Raw genomic sequence first — 15635 nt, 5'->3', positions numbered from 1 at the left:
CACATAGTGGTCCGGAAATGCGCCTGGTATCTGCCGCCGTGCCGGCAGGGGCAGATCGTGGCCGGCCGCGGCATCCAGCTGACTAAGCGACACTTGGACTCGCTACAAAGTCGCATCGTCGATGGAGCCAGCCGCGATGTCGCTGAGGAGCTAAACGATGGCTACAGGTTCGTGTCGATCGTTATCTTGCGGTCACCAGCATTCCATGCTCGATCTTGCCGCGTCGGCTTTTCTCACTGTCATCGATGTCGATACATCCCGCGCCGCTTCTGTTTCCATGCGGTCTCTGGAGCAGCGGAAATGCTTCCTTTACTTTCGAATTATCGCATTGGTCGCGATGCCAGTAGGATTTCGATTTTCCTCACCCTAACAATAGTGCGCTTGGCAGCGCCGTTGAGGGGATTTTCGCCGTAGTCAGCAGGAACTATTCGAATGTTCCTTCGGCAGACGGGCGACGCAATCATCTCGAGCGTGCCGCAGTCGTCTTCCAGTGCCCTTCCGTTCAGCCGCTGGGGCAATGGACTTGGCGAACACAGCGGCGATCGTCCCGTGCCGATCTGCAATGCAGCGGTAGCCAATCGCGGCAGAAAGGCATCTCTCGTTCCGAATCTCGATAGGCTTACCGATGAACTTTCGCGGGGTGGCATGAAGGTCATCCGCATCAATCATCTTGGAATTGATCGGGCTGAAGTTCTTAGCGATTTCCTTGGTGCTCGGCGTCTCCGGCTCTCTGGAAACGGCCGCCGGTTTTAGCGTTGCAGCGGCTTTGTCGAAGTAAGATAAAGTGTTTCTTATCGTCTTTCACAGTCGCGCAGCCTACTACTTGCATGACAGGTTCCACTCCATCAGCAGCGAGCGCCGGCCGTGGCGAAAATAGTATGATTGCGGGCGCCACAAAGGTACCAAAGGTACCGGCTTCAAAAATGCTTGCTGGTACTTCATCGGACTTAGTTACGCGTCGAACAGAGCCTTCGGTCACGCCGCGAGTGTTTCTGGGTTACACGTCCGAGGATGCGCGATTGGCAAAGCGAATTGCGGAGCCCTAGAGGCCGTTGGCATCGTGGTGTCGTGGGACAAGTGGTTGCATGCCGGAAGGGGGATGCAGATCTCGAAGAGCCCGCTGAAGCCCTTCAGGGGCTTCGCATTGCGCGTTTCGCAAGCCTCGCTCGGATTTTTCGATGATCACCATGCACACGATTGTCCAGAACAGCCTGGAGGTGGGATTGGACGCGGACGAATTTGCTTTGGCCATCGCCCATTAGAAAGCGCCGGGCGCAGGTTGCGGAGATCAATCAGCAACTCATCGGTGTATCGACCACCACATTGATCGCGCACCCGTCCTGAGCCGAAAGCAACATCCGAAACTTATGTTGCCTTCAGATTGCTGAATCCGAAGTATGCTTCTGAAGAGCGCAAACCACCATAATGCCGAGCGACGGAGTCGTCAGTACGATCTGCCGCAGACCGTTAGCAAGGCGCGCTGCAGAACATTCTGCCCGGTGGCATTTGGCCTCGCGATGTGGGCTTGATCAGCGGTCCCTAAGGAGGGAGCTAATGGACATGACAACGCAGAGATTGCTACGTCACCGGCGCCACATCGCAGACAACACCAGGGGACGGATAACCTCGAAGTTGCTCATTGAAGATCTCGAGAAAAGATAGATAGCCGAGCGTCTTCTGGATGATAGTGGCAGCCTATCTGGGCCGCTCCGATAGTCGACACGCAATCCGGAATCGGAGCACGGCTAGAAGCCGGCCTTCAGGGCGAATTTCGCATTAATGACAAAAAAGTTAGGGGCGGCAGCGAAGACGACTTGCCGGTCGTTGTTCATCGAATGATCGCAGCAAGGGACGGGTTCTTCCGCCTCTCTGATTTCTTCCGAGGCTCTTGCCCATTCGGCAGTGCGCACCTGGTCCGGCGCGGGCGTTTGCACGGCTCCCTGTGATGGAGAGGAAGAGGGACGACGGGCTGTTTGAGCCCGTCGGATTACGAGAGAGCACCGGCGGATCCATCTGCATCCGCTCTCCTGAGGTTTTCCATATGTTCAAGCCATCAGAGTCGACGGCCGCAGCGTCCGCAGCGTTTTCGCGCGCGGCAGCTTCTTCTGTTCTTCGCGCGGCCCGCGTTCTACTTCCAAGCCCTCACGGTTTCTGCTTCGAGCTGGTCTTGGGGGGCGCCATGGGGCCCGGATTCGGTCTCATTGTCGCGACCGGATCTCGGGTTTGGAAAGCGGCCAAGGAAGCCTGCGAGGCGGAAGCCGTCCCGTCCCTTCGCAAATATGGATCGGTTAACCCTGGCAACTCAGGATCGCCGATTTCCATGTTGCCGATGCTTTGGAAAAACTGGGGACGTATCAAGACCCATACGCACCGCTGCGAAGATAGGCGGGCCGTGGAGCAGTTATCGACGCAGCGCCGCGTCGGCCGCATATTGATCGACAACGGGGTGTTCGGATACCGAGGCGGCGTTTGGACTACCAGGCCGGGCAAATCAATAGAAGGTGCGCAGCCTGTCTGGACCGCGCTTAGGATGGAGCGGCTGCTCATCACGCTTGTCCCACGGTTCCGCCTGATCCTGATCAGGCTCACTGAAGGCGTCCTTCTTGCAGCCTACGCCACGCTGCGCGCCTATCGACGACGAAAGAGAGTTTCGGGCCTCAGGCGCATTGTGGAATCGTTGGGCTCCGATTTCGACGGTGTGACTGCTTTCGACGAATCCGATGTATCGGCAATGAGGGCGGACGCAGCGCTTGCGGCGCTCGCGGACCGGCGGCTCGCTTTCAAACTCGCAGAATGCCTCGGGTGCCGTTGCGTACAAGCGATGGATGTCCACCGAATTAAACTCTCCGGGTTCAACGACACGATGCCGGATCGTCTCAAGGCTTACAGCCTCTTTTACGAGATCACCTCTTGGAAGCTGCACGTGTTCATCCCCGCAGATAGAATCGGAGCTGAGATCATCACTAAGGTCCTCGAGCACGCTCCGTTCGAGTGGGGCACCGAACGGGAGGCCGAATGATGGGACGCCACCCGCACGATCTGGCACACCATCTCTCGCGCGAAGCCGAGGCGGTGTGCCGCTACTATCTCTCCAACGGCCGGCGCCAAGGCAGCTACTGGATGGTCGGTGACGCCCGCAACACACCAGGCCGCTCGATGTTCGTGCGCCTGATAGCCTCGCGCAAGGGGCCGGCCGGCAAGTGGACGGACGCCGCAACGGGCCAACATGGCGACCTCCTCGACATCATCCGCGAAAGTTGCGGGCTTCTCGATTTCCGCGACGTCGCGGACGAGGCACGACGATTTCTCAACTTGCCTCGTTCGGATCCTGCCCCATCGCTCAAGGTTACGCACAACAAGCCGCTGGCTGGCTCGCCCCAGGCGGCCGCGCGCCTCTTCGCGATGGCGCAGCCGGTCGCCGGAACCCTCGCCGAATCTTATTTGCGCAAGCGGGGCATTGCAGCTTTGGTCGAGGATGGCGAGCTGCGCTTCCACCCGCGCTGCTATTACCGTTCCGATGATGATTCGGGGACGGAGATCTGGCCGGCATTGATCGCCCGTGTCACGGATCTCAAGGGGCGCGCCACTGGCGTGCATCGCACGTGGCTCGATCCTGACGGGTTCGATCGCGTACGCCTTGGAAAGGCGCCGATTGACACGCCGCGGCGTGCCATGGGCGACCTTCTCGGCAATGCAGTCCGATTCGGTGTGGCCGATGATGTGCTTACGGCCGGAGAGGGTATCGAAACGATCCTTTCGCTTCGTTGCGCAGCCCCGGCGATGCCGATGGCTGCGGCGCTTTCGGCAAACCATCTTGCCGCCTTGCTCCTTCCGCTGACGCTACGCCGCATCTACATCGCACGTGATGCCGATGCGGCCGGCGATCTTGCTGTCGCGGCCCTGACCGAGCGCGCCATGCAGGCCGGCATCGAGACGATTGCGTTATCACCTCGGCTTTCAGACTTTAACGAAGACCTGCAAACCTTCGGCCTCGGTGAGCTACGATCAGCCTTGCAGCTCCAATTTACTCCGCAGGATGCCATCCGCTTCATTGGACCGGTTGTAACGAAATGGTCGCGCTGACGCCTGTCAGCCCTTCCAACGGTTGACGTGGTGCCAATACATCCTGAAGAATGATGCAGGATCAGCGAGGGCCAAAGGTTTGCTCCGGAAGAGTTCTGCTGCCCGTTCCCGGGGGGCTTTGCTATGCTAGCTCCCAATCAATGCGCTCCGCTCCCGCCAATATATATTTCTAAGAGGCGCTGCTCTTGGGCGAAGTCAACATCCATCGGCGTTCAGACGGTCGAGGAACTTCTCGTGCTATGGAGCGTCGCTTCTTTAGAACGTGCGCACTGCACAGAAGTCCGCAGCCTGCTGTTTCTTGCCGACAAAATATCCGTGCCGACGACCGAAGGCCATTGTCCCCGTTGGCAAGTCAGGATGCTGCCCAAAGAAGGCTCACATCGGGCTGTGAGATGTCATTCCGTCAGACGAGTACAGGTCACAAGGGTGAGGCCATCTTGAACCAAGGGCTAGGAAGCCCCAATGCGGCGAGACCTGCAAAGCAAACTGGGCGATGTGATTGTCTGGTTGATGCCGGCACAGCCTCAAGCCGAATGCGATGGAGCCAGACGTGAAACCGCGCATCAACGACTTCATTCGCGGACCTGAGAGAGGCTTGCAAGGTGCATTGATGCGATCTGGGCCAACGCCTAAAGCAATGCCTCAACAACGCGGATTACATATCCCTGCCTAGCAATGAACACACCGCCAAAGCGCTGAAACAACTTGTATCTGCCGTTGCGGCAGGTTGTGCCATCGAAAAGCCCACGACGAAAGCTACGGTGCATCAGCGGATAGGCCATCGCGCCGTCTTAAACATGCGCGCTCTGCATCACGATGAGCGCAATAGCTTGCTTGCCACGCGCAGCGCCTCTGAGCTCGAAGAATCGGCCACAGGCTCAGACGTAGCTGGTTAGTTTTCGTTCAGGAGCTCGGAGCACCGTTGAGGTTACCCATTAACTCAAGCCATGCGCCCCGTGCGGGAGATCAAGGCATTTCGCACCAAGTGTCATCACCAGCGCATGACGCCGATGCTCCAGCCATCAGAGCGCTCTCTCGACGGGGAGCCGCAACTCCGCCGACAATCGGACGGCGCTGCTCTTACAGGCGAACGCGATCATATGAGGGACACAAGGCTTGATTGAGGCGGAAAAAGATAGCCGAGCACATGCTGGCCTCGTTGTCGACCAACTCGTTGCAGAATCCGACAACCCCCACCCGCCAGCAGGTCGCGCATCATTTTCGGCCGGTGTGCAAAAAGACGGGATTCGCTGGGTCGGAAGAATCGACGATGCGAATATTGAAACATGTCTCACACGAAATCCGGAAGGCGCAGTCGGTGCTCGAACTTGTCAACCGCCGCGAGGGGCAACCACAATAGTCGAACTGCCGCTCAAACGTTGCTACTCGATCGTCACCCGAGGCGCCGTCGCCCGAATGTGTGATCGAAGGAAACGTCAGCCAAAAGAGCACTGCATTTGTCGCGTACTCGATCGTCAGATTAACGTGTCGAACTTGGCCAGCGCTGGTTCTGCACGGTTGAGGAAACGGATGCAGCAGCAGTAGGATGGCGGCACGCTGACGGGCGCTGGCGTCTGTCGTCGCTTCGCTAGCTAGCCCAAGCTTCAGCGAAAGTCAGCATTCGTCGACCTGGATGAGTTCGGCTCATTCTCATCTCCTCGTCCAATTTGCAGCATATGCATTTCTGCGCTCAATGCGTCCGGGTCGCGCTCCATCAGCCGGCCGGTCATGAAGGGTCCTGTTGAGGGCTTGCGGCTAGAGCCGCTCCCTGGCCTTCTAGAGGCGATCGGACGGCAAGCGGCTCGGCCCTGCAATGGCAGAGTTCGCGACTATTTTCCGCAGGCGCGTTCCGCGCCTTTGCATCGCGAAACAAAATAGCCGCGCTTCTGCCATCCTCCGCTCCGCTTCGGCCCTGCGCTTCGCTTTGGGTTCTGGTCCGTACCGCCCGCCGTCAGGTGATCGCTACGAAGGCCGCGATGGGCGCGGCCGACCCGGCGAAGGACCTCAAACCATGATGACCGACAATGATGATCCGCAATTCCAGGCGACCCAAGCTTCATCCCCGACCGATCGCGCTCTTGCCGAACTTCAGCTCTTCGGCTTTCGTCCTTTTCAGGACGAACCCGATCCACGACCGCTGCCAGACAGCAATTCGATCACCGGCGCCATAGCCGACATCTTCGATGCGCTTGTCTCGACCTTGAATGACACGCGCCTGGAGCCCGATCTTGAGGATTTGCTCTGGTCGACCGTCAATCTTTTCCATCGCGCGGCGAACCGCATCGAACGCGAGCTCGACGCCAATGAGCAAGCGCAGCAGAGGAGCCAGCGCGACCAGAACGGCTCGGAAGTACGATCCGTGGAGCTCGAACGACTCACTGCTGAAGGCATCACGCTCATCGAACGCCGCAACGCCATGGAACTCTTTCGCGACCAGGCTGCCGAAAATTTCGAAGTTCACACCGGCTCGCCCTGGCGATCGCGCACTGGCTCAGTCGTCAACCATCGTACCCTTACCGCCGCGATGATCGACAGCCGCGACTTTCTTGCTGCCAGACGCTCGGCCGAAACCGAGGTGATGCTCCCTCCTGGGCCCAAGATTGCGCTCACCGGTGGGCTCGATTTCAACGACGTCAAGCTCGTCTGGGATCGGCTCGACAAGGTTCGCGCAAAGCATCCTGATATGGTTCTGCTGCACGGCGGCTCGCCGAAAGGCGCCGAATTGATCGCGGCAAAATGGGCTAGCAATCGCAGGGTTCCGCAAATCGCTTTCAGGCCGGACTGGACGAAACATGCGAAGGCCGCACCATTCAAGCGCAATGACACGATGCTGGAGGCCATGCCAATCGGAGTCATGCACTTCCCGGGCACAGGCATCCAGGATAACCTCGTCGATAAGGCTAAGAAGTTCGGCATCCCGGTCTGGAAGTTTGGCAGGGACGGCGCGTGAGCGCCGTCTTCATCGGCGCTGAAGCGGGGCAATCCGGTAAACAAGCCAATGTCGCAGTATTTTCCCTGGAGAGCTGGAGGGCGATCTGTTGAGAGCCCGGAGCATTCCGCAGTTGGCGATCCGCTTCTGCCAAATTGGGAAGTTCAGGCAACCAGGCAATTTCCGCCGATGCCTTTCGGAACTCAGACGATCACCGGTTGCTTCGGTATACTGTCAGCTGACGACCATTTCGCCAGGACCTGCTCGTGATTTGAGGGCCTAGGCCTACCAGCTCGACCAAGCTCGTTCGAGAATGGGCCCATGTTGTCTAGACGATCGTGCTGAAAGCTTACGCGTGTCTTCCTCGCCTGCCGATTGCGGACGCGCGCCAACCCGCGTGAGTTAACTATCTCGCTACCTAGTAGGGCTGTCAGATCACCTTTGGTGCACTCGTTGTCGTCATGCCAGCCAGAGCGTCGGCGTGAGACGGTGCCGCACACATGCGCGTCTCCGAAAAGATGGCCACTGGCTTGGGCGTCACCCGATCTCGTATAGTAGCTGCTGCTGAGCCGAGCGCTTCCCTGACGATGAGCTCATTATTAGATTTCAGTACGACGGCTGTTGGCTGAAGTCCTTAGGCGAAAGAAACGCCGCCCGACAATCATTCTGTCACGGCACAAGGTGGTGCTTGCACTCGTAGTATATATTGGGAGACCCAATGCTCATACGTTCCAATCGGAATCGCCACTTGCAACAGAGGATCGCCTAGCATGATCAAAGCTTGGCTGGACCTTCCAATATTTGAATTGTTCGCGGTCCTCATCGCCCTTTACGCAACGTCTGGCGGTGTCATCGTGGTCGCGTGTTTCAGCCCTGCAACGGTTTTACCGGTGCGCCGCTTGGAAGGCGTAGTCGCACCATTTTTCGGCACTGTTGGAGTGTTGTTTGCGTTCCTCACCGGCTTCTTGGCCAATGATATAACCGATCGTAACCGTCAAGCGGCGCGCGCGGTGCAGTCAGAGGCGGCGGAACTGCGCAACATCTATGCTGTCAGCATAGCGTCCGTATCGGAGATGGGTAGTCTCCGCGCAGCGCTTGCGAAATATATCGCCGCTCTCGTGAACGACGAGTGGCCGGCAATGGCGCGCGACAAGACCGCCCATTCGGTTGAGCCCGCCTATGCCGCTTTGATGCGAGAAGTGAGCGATCCGCGGATCGCTCAAGCAGCGGGCGGGGCGGTGCAGACGGCCTTGATAAATGCCGCAGTCGGAGCGGGCACGGCGCGCTCGGAACGGCTCGCGTTAGCCTCCGACCGAACGATCGATGTTAAATGGATTCTGGTCCTCATTCTTGGCGTGGTGACACAGATATCAATCGGCTTGGTGCACCTGAAGAAGGTTGGTGCGCAGATTGCGGCGCTAACCGTGTTCTCAATTGCGGCGGTGATGGCGTTGGGGCTGATTGGTCTGCAAGAGCGTCCTTTTTCGGGTGATATTCGAGTAGAGCTGGGACCTCTGGCAGAGGTCGCCAAAATCGCGGCGGAGTGAGGGTGCATTAGCTGAATGTGCTCAATGCAAGCTATTCCGCTTTGACACAGGTGCAAGGTTTGTCTTACCCGCTCGCAGCATCTGCGCTTGAGGCGGCAAGGAGATCGAACAGATCCTTATCAGCGGCCGCGCCATCGAACTGTGCGTAAATCCGAGTGATGCGGCAGATGGTGCGTAAGCGTCGTTCCGCTCCCACCTTCTCGCGGCCCATGGGATAGGCGAGTTTCACGATCTCTTTGAAGGGATCGGCCTGTGTCTATGCTTGACCATACGCTTAAGTCGGACGTGACGGCGCGCCGGCTGGAAGTGATCACGGAGACGGGACGCCGTCGTTGGTTCTCGAAGGACGACAAGGCCCGGATCGTCGAGGAGACGCTGGTACCAGGTGCGGTCGTTTCCGAGATTGCCCGGCGACACGGGCTGACCCCGCAACAAGTGTTCACCTGGCGCCGGCAAGCACGCCGGCAGCCGACGCCGATGGCTGACGATCCGCCGTTTGTACCGGCGGTGGTAGACGCCATGGCACCAGTCGCGGTTGCTGGCCATGAGCGCAAGATAGCGCGACGCAAGGCCAAGCCGGAGGTCCGGGCTCGCCGTTGCGATGCCGGGGGCATCGAGATCGAAGCCGAAGGCGTCACTATCCGGGTCGGCCGCGGCGCGGACGTGGCGATGATTGCGGCTATCGTCCATGCGCGGAAAGGCAAGCCGGTGATCGGCCCGTCCGGAACTGTCCGGGTGACGGTGGCAACCAAGCCGGTCGACTTCCGCAAGGGAATTTAGGGGCTTGCTATGTTGGTACGCGAGCACATGAAGGCCGATCCGTTCTCGGGTGCTGTTTATGTGTTCCGTGCCAAGCGGGCGGACCGGACCAAGCTGATCTTCTGGGACGGTACGGGTTTGTGCCTGTTCGCCAAGCGGCTCGAGGAAGGCGTCTTCCGCTGGCCGAAGATCGAGGATGGCGTGATGCGTTTGTCGGCGGCGGAATTGTCGGCGCTGCTCGAAGGGCTCGATTGGCGGCGTGTGCACGCCGCACGGGAGACGGTCGTCCCGACGCAAGCCGGATAATTGTGGGCCGCGCTGCGGCGAAGTGAATCAGGAGCATCGGGCACGTCGTCAGGCGGGCGCGAATATGCTCTGATTTGCCTGTGAGCGATAACCTTCCTGATGATCCCGAGACGCTGAAGGCGATGCTGCTTGCCGAGCGGCACGAGAGCGAGCGGCTGCGCCAGATCATCAAGGAGCTGCAGCGTCATCGCTTTGGCCGGAAGGCAGAATCGCTTCCCGAGGAGCAGATGCTGCTCGGTCTCGAGGACGTCCAACAGGTTGCGGCCTGTACGGAAGCCAGCCAAGACGAGACAGCTCCGGAAGGCCGGGCGGAGCGCGCACGCAAGCGCCGCGTCAACCGCGGAGCACTACCGGCGCATCTGCCGCGGATCGAGGTCGTGATCGACCTCGACGCCAAGATCTGCCCTTGCTGCAAGGGCGACCTGCACCAGATCGGCGAAGAAAGGAGCGAGCGGCTGGACATGGTGCCGGCGCAGTTCCGCGTTGTCGTCACCCGACGTCCCAAATACGCCTGCCGAGCCTGCGAAGATGGCGTCCTGCAGGCCGAGGCTCCGGCTCGCTTGATCGAGGGCGGACTGCCGACGGAGGCAACCGTCGCCCAGGTTCTGGTGTCCAAATATGCCGATCATCTGCCGCTCTACCGGCAGGCCCAGATCTATGCCCGCCAGGGCATCGCTCTCGATCGATCGACGCTGGCGGACTGGGTTGGGCATGCTGCCTTCCATCTGCGCCCGCTGCATGAGCGCCTTCTCACGGTGCTTCGAGCGAGGTCCAAGCTGTTCGCCGACGAGACGACGGTGCCGGTGCTCGATCCCGGTCGAGGGCGCACCAAGACCGGCCAGCTCTGGGACTGTGCCGCCGACGACAGGCCCTGGGCGCGCCTCGATCCGCCCGGCATCGCCTATGTCTATGCACCCGACCGCAAAGCCGAGCGGCTGTTCAGCGCAACTTCTACGAACTCGCCACTGCCGGCCCCGCTCCAATCGCGAGCGAGGCGCTGAAGCACATCGCCGCATTCTATGCGATCGAGAAGGAGATCCGCGGCCGCAGCGCGGAGGAGCGTCGCCTCGTGCGGCAGCAGAAGAGCCGACCACTGGCCGATGCCTTCGAGGTATGGCTGCGCAGCCAAGCTGGCTCTCATCAGCCAGAAGATCAAGCTCGCCGAGGCCATCCGCTACGCTCTCTCGCGCTGGCAAGGCTTAACGCGCTTCATCGATGACGGCCGCATCGAACTCGACAACAATACGGTCGAGCGATCAATCCGTGGCATCAAGCTCAGTCGCAAGAACGCGCTGTTTGCCGGATCCGACGAGGGGGCGTTATACTGCTCATCTGTCGATCACCTTATAAATCAAGAACATTTTGATGCGGATCATGAGGTGACGGACGCCGTGATCGCCTAGCATCGGCTTCACGCTGCACCGTGCCGTTCTCGATATCTGAGATCCGAATGATCCAGGGGGCGCCTTTGCACAGTTGATTTGCTGCTAACGTGCCGTGGTTGATCATACGGCGGATTGTTGACGGGCTGATCTTAAGGATTGTCGCCGCTTCATCGAGCGTCGCTTCACCGCGCTCGGTGCGCTCGCCATCGCGGTATGGCGCGATACCGTGGGTCTTGCGCAGGCCACAGACTCTGGTTCGTGTTCAGCTGTTGCCCTTTCCGGTCGATTTGCCGGCTCGATTTAAGACGGCCGCGATCGACTGGTCCGGCATCTGGCGGGCCAACACATGGACGAGATCGAGCGTATCAGCCGCTACTGCCCAGCGGGTCAGCCCGACCTTATTCTTCTTTACGATTAGTCGTGTGTGATCGCCGCCTTGCCAATGGATGACAAGGGAGAGCGTGTCGTCCGCGATATCGACGATGATCTCCTTGACCAATAAGCGAATGATCTTCTTCCGCGTCTCGACCGAGGCTCCCGGGCTATCCCATGCCCGATTGAGGTCTTTCCCGAGTGCCATCAGTCCTGCGCGATCCTCAGTAGAGACCATCGGCATCTGCTCGGCAGCGAGGCGCGCAAGCTCATCTTCGAGCTCGTGCATTTGGACCAGCTTCTTGTTCCAGCGTCGCTCGAGCTCTTCGGCTACGAGCCGGTTATCCGGATCGACCGCATCATACTGCCGGCGCGCCCGATCCGCCTCGTATCGGGCCTGCCGACACGCGTTCTCGACTTGCTGACGTTTATCGCTGTGCTCCTGACCTTGCGTCTCAAGGACGGCCAGCGCCGCTTCGATTCCAAGCGGCTGCAGGCGGTCAAGAACCTCATGGGCAACGGAGCGGTCAACCCGCATGCCACCGAAGCCGATGCAGTTGTTGGCGGCTTTGGTACTGAACGGCCCGCGACAAACATAGCGTTGGGTGTTGCCGCCTTTCCCGGAGTAAGTGACGTGCAATCGACGGCCGCACCGAGCGCAGCGGAAGAGCCCAGCCAGCAAGGCTTCGCCGCGCCGGATGGACCCGCGGCCTACCGCGCCGGCCGAAGACGTATGCACCGGCATAGACCGGATTGGTGAGCAGGTGGTGCAGCGTGTAATAGACTGGCGCCTTCCACTCGGTCGTTTGCCTGCCATGGCCTTGAACAACCGCTGGAACGATGACTTGCTCCTCTCGGAACCAGAGCAGCACTTGCCGAATCGACTGAAGTTCGGCGAATTTGCGAAACACTAGGGCGATGCTGTCCTGGACGCGCCGATCCGGGTCCTTCTCGATCCGGCCATCTTCGGCCTTGACGTAGCCGACTGCCACGGTCAGCAGGAGCTCTCCACGGCGTGCCTTCTGCTTGAGTGCCTCGAGGGAGCGCTGCCGGAACACCGAAAGCTCCATCTCGCTCATCGTGCCCTTCATGCCAAGCAGGAGGCGATCGTTGATCGAGCGTGGATCATAAATGCCGTCTTCATCAACAATCAATGTTCCGACTAACCCGCAGAACTCAAGCAAAGTATGCCAGTCGCGGCCATTGCGCGCGAGCCGCGACGCCTCCAGCGAAACGACGGCGCCTACCCGACCCTCGCAAATTGCTGCCAAAAGCTTCTCGAAGCCGGGTCGAGCCGTGCCGGCACCAGATCGGCCGAGATCATCATCGACGATTTGCACATCGCTCCAGCCCAATTGGCGAGCCCGGTCGGCGAGGGCATATTGGCGCCGCTGGCTCTCGAGGTTGTTCGCGACTTGGTAGGACGTCGACTGGCGGACGTAGACAATGGCGTTGCGGCCAAGGTGTTCAGCGCTGATCTTGCTCATCGCGCACCTCCGCGAGGCTTCGAGCCGGGTGCCCGGCAGTTTGCGTGATCGCCGCTTCGACGAGGAGACACCGCAACAGCGCTATTGCCTTCAGCCGCTCCTCGTCCGACAGTTCGGGCGGCGGTTCCGCGATGGCGAACAGATCTGATTGCATCCGCAGCGGGATCTTCATTGGCATCTCCTTCAGGGATGGAATCCCCCAAAGGAGAGGCTACGAGATAATCGAGAAGGGCACGAAGCTCGAGGAGAGCCTGAAGCGGAAGTCGGGGTGTGGCAACGATCGCAATCGAACCGGCTTGTGGGGCAATCATCCAATCTGGAACGTGCAGCGTCCCGTCATGCGGCTGCCGGATTAAAAAGTGGCGAATGCCGTTATGTTCGTGCTCTCCGACCACAAGAACGGTTTGACCAACGAGCGGGTGGAATGGATAGGCTACAACAACATCGAACGCCAGATTCCCGGCATTATGGCGCTGCTTCCGACGGCGGCGCGGAACATTGGGCTGTCATCGCGTCCTTGGTCGAGACTTGCAAGATCAACGACGTCGATCCGCTCGCCTATCTCACTGACGTCCTGACCAGGATAGTCAATGGGCATCCAAACCGCGACATCGACCAGCTACTGCCCTGGGCCTACCGAGTTCAAGCCCTCAAAGCCGTGGCCTGAGAACGACGCTTACGATGGTGCGATTTGGATTTATTTCGACGCAATGACCTCGAGGCCGTTCGGCGATGTGACAATCTACAAGCATCCTGGCGGCTGATTTGTGCCCTCAGGCTTTTGAGGCTGCGTCGATGAGCTCGAAGACGCGTATCTGCAATGTCGTGTCGCCCGCAGCCTCTATCATAGCTGACTGGCGGGAATGCTTGGCACCGCGGTCACTGAATTGTGGCTGGAGACGAAATCGCGGCACCGGGATCCCTCAACAAGGGGCCGAAGTGTGCTGCACTGAGCGACCGTTCGGGATCGGCGACGGAGACAACCTCCCCTTTTCACGCGGTCGTATCGTGACGTGGAGCGTGGTGATGCCTACGACCATCGTTAAGGCATTCTTCTTTGTGGCGCAACCGCATTAAGGGGCGGAGGGTCGCCAGCCAAGTGTTTTCGCCGGCGGCGAGCACGATTAGCGAATTGGCCGTCTTCGAGTGTACAGCACACATAGTCGTGGACGATTACAAGAAGTCGGTGAGGGCGGCTTTCGCGAAAGAAGTCCCTAGCGTCGGCGTCGGCATGCCTCAGGGTAACGGGTGCAAATATACGGGCCACGGTGATCCGGGCCAAGATCAATACAGCCATCCTCGCGCGGCACGCAAGGATTTGATGGTTCGGTGGCGAGCGTATCAGTGTGGAGATCTAGCGCAGTCTCATTTGCGACATGGACAAGGAAGGACACCACCGCCGCGAGCGCAAGAGCGATCGCAAATATTAGCCACAACTGTTTCATTCCGAACGTCACGTCCTTAGTCGCTGCGCTCATACCGCAGCCTGACAATCGAAGGCAGCGTGAGGGCTTGTTACTAGTAGATCCACACATAAGGTGTCCGATGGCGGCGCTCGTTGCGTCTTCGATTTCGGCGGAGAGCAATAGATAGCACTGGCCCGGCAAGTTGTTCCACACACACAGATTCTATGTGCTGTCGCCAGTGGTCTATCTGATAAAATGCTGACCAAAATTGTTCAGGGGGGGGCATCTGCTCACTGAACCCGGAACAAACTGCAGCCGGGCCGCCGCAGTATTTCTTTCGATTACCACACAAACCTAGCGCCATCTGGCACCTCGCAAGCGAATTCACCTTGATTCACCGCTTCGGCCGCGCCGGCGGCGAGTTTGGAGGCTCGCACCATCAGCTTGCCTTCGCGGCTGAGGTTGTGGCGGATGTATTCGGTAATAGGATGTCCCGAGCTGTCCAAGGTTTGATGCGCATTGGCGAAGCTGATCCCGTTCAGCGCGCTCACCCTGAAGGCGTTGATAATCAGCCCGCCCTGCACAGCCGGTCCGGGCTGGCCATCAACGGTGGTACAGCGACTGAGGTCTAGTATGACCCTCACTTCCTTGCCGCCCTGCAGTGCACTTAGCACGTCGGCGTATTTCGGCGATGGCTCATCGGCCTTCGCGATCGTGCTTACGCTTGTAGCCAAAAGCAAGGACAACAGGATCGACAGACGTTCGCCACTGAACTGCATGTGCTCTTCTCCACAAGGCCCGCAGACGTAAGTCGCAACCGGCCCGATGTCGTGTTCCGAAACGCTTTGGCGGATCCCAGACGTCAGGCGAGGTCGCGTTCGCGACAAACAACATGTGTTGCAATCGCACGCAAGCGATTGCGAGCGTAAACCTAACGTCACAACCTCGTATGTAAGCTTTGCGAAGTGGTATCACCATTGCGGTATCGTCCTATCTGCTCCGGCTGCAGCCAAGGGATGAGCGACACTAAAACCGATGAAATCCGGACTCTCGGATGCTTGCAGGGCCTTCAGAAGAAATCTGCCTCGCCTTGCATTGTGAAGTGGCCGCAGCAGCGGCGCGGTCTTCGCCGCGGGAGGCTTGCTGATGCGTCGCCTACGTAACGATACGGAGGTCGATCGTCGTATTATCTTGATCTACGAATTGCATCATCGCCACATGACGACATACAGACCAATCTACGATCCAAAGCTCTGGCGAGGTCGCGCGCACGCAACGCGGACGAAAGCCGATGCGCTCCCGCCCGGCAGACCCAGAGATAGGCTCCTGAAGGTAGCCGAAGAATACGACAAGTTGGCCCG

10 protein-coding genes and 4 pseudogenes are annotated in these 15635 nt (G+C 59.4%); 9 read left to right on the top strand and 5 right to left on the bottom strand.

Annotation, left to right across the window (positions count from 1 at the left end; genetic code table 11):
• Positions 1-432: 432 nt before the first annotated feature.
• From QA645_RS40495 to QA645_RS40460, 8 genes and pseudogenes are all read left to right on the top strand, one after another.
• Positions 433-753 (top strand): hypothetical protein, encoded by a 321-nt coding sequence (locus QA645_RS40495; RefSeq protein WP_283046572.1) that lies wholly within the window; start codon positions 433-435, stop codon positions 751-753.
• A 1426-nt stretch (positions 754-2179) separates the two neighbouring features.
• Positions 2180-3019 carry a strawberry notch-like NTP hydrolase domain-containing protein gene (locus QA645_RS40490; protein ID WP_283046570.1) on the top strand — a complete coding sequence of 280 codons (840 nt, stop codon included), beginning with the start codon at positions 2180-2182 and terminating at the stop codon, positions 3017-3019.
• Entirely contained in the window at positions 3019-4083 is a 1065-nt protein-coding gene (locus QA645_RS40485) for a toprim domain-containing protein (RefSeq protein ID WP_283053580.1), read from the top strand. The genes QA645_RS40490 and QA645_RS40485 overlap by 1 nt, the downstream gene beginning before the upstream one ends.
• A 2014-nt stretch (positions 4084-6097) precedes the next feature.
• Entirely contained in the window at positions 6098-7033 is a 936-nt protein-coding gene (locus QA645_RS40480; protein WP_283053578.1) for a DUF2493 domain-containing protein, read from the top strand.
• A 749-nt stretch (positions 7034-7782) separates the two neighbouring features.
• Positions 7783-8559 (top strand): DUF4239 domain-containing protein, encoded by a 777-nt coding sequence (locus tag QA645_RS40475; RefSeq protein WP_283046568.1) that lies wholly within the window; start codon positions 7783-7785, stop codon positions 8557-8559.
• Between the two features lie 258 nt (positions 8560-8817).
• Positions 8818-8967: pseudogene (locus QA645_RS40470) on the top strand (transposase); the annotation flags it as partial.
• A 300-nt stretch (positions 8968-9267) separates the two neighbouring features.
• Positions 9268-9624 (top strand): annotated as a pseudogene (gene tnpB, locus QA645_RS40465) (IS66 family insertion sequence element accessory protein TnpB).
• Between the two features lie 122 nt (positions 9625-9746).
• Positions 9747-10943: pseudogene (locus QA645_RS40460) on the top strand (IS66 family transposase); the annotation flags it as partial.
• Positions 10944-10968: 25 nt separating this feature from the next.
• Here QA645_RS40460 and QA645_RS40455 read toward each other — a convergent pair.
• The 4 genes from QA645_RS40455 to QA645_RS40440 all read right to left on the bottom strand — a co-directional run bounded on the left by QA645_RS40455 (position 10969) and on the right by QA645_RS40440 (position 13040).
• Positions 10969-11133: a hypothetical protein gene (locus QA645_RS40455; RefSeq protein ID WP_283046566.1), complete on the bottom strand. Its 165-nt coding sequence runs from the start codon at positions 11131-11133 to the stop codon at positions 10969-10971.
• A gap of 138 nt (positions 11134-11271) precedes the next feature.
• The gene (locus QA645_RS40450; protein WP_283046564.1) at positions 11272-12021 is read right to left on the bottom strand and encodes a hypothetical protein; all 750 of its coding nucleotides are present in this window, start codon (positions 12019-12021) and stop codon (positions 11272-11274) included.
• Positions 11909-12868, bottom strand: coding sequence for a recombinase family protein (locus QA645_RS40445; RefSeq protein WP_283046562.1), 960 nt, complete (start codon positions 12866-12868; stop codon positions 11909-11911). Before QA645_RS40445 ends, QA645_RS40450 begins: the two co-directional genes overlap by 113 nt.
• Positions 12849-13040 carry a hypothetical protein gene (locus QA645_RS40440; RefSeq protein ID WP_283046561.1) on the bottom strand — a complete coding sequence of 64 codons (192 nt, stop codon included), beginning with the start codon at positions 13038-13040 and terminating at the stop codon, positions 12849-12851. Before QA645_RS40440 ends, QA645_RS40445 begins: the two co-directional genes overlap by 20 nt.
• A gap of 300 nt (positions 13041-13340) precedes the next feature.
• Between QA645_RS40440 and QA645_RS40435 the strand changes: the two are divergent.
• Positions 13341-13535 (top strand): annotated as a pseudogene (locus QA645_RS40435) (transposase domain-containing protein); the annotation flags it as partial.
• Between the two features lie 1080 nt (positions 13536-14615).
• Here QA645_RS40435 and QA645_RS40430 read toward each other — a convergent pair.
• Entirely contained in the window at positions 14616-15053 is a 438-nt protein-coding gene (locus QA645_RS40430; protein ID WP_283046559.1) for a VirK family protein, read from the bottom strand.
• Positions 15054-15635: the final 582 nt, after the last annotated feature.

This window comes from Bradyrhizobium sp. CIAT3101 (genome assembly GCF_029714945.1).
Taxonomy (GTDB): Bacteria; Pseudomonadota; Alphaproteobacteria; order Rhizobiales; family Xanthobacteraceae; genus Bradyrhizobium.
The sequence above is the reverse complement of the archived record's forward strand: the minus strand, read 5'-3'. Positions and strand labels throughout refer to the sequence as shown.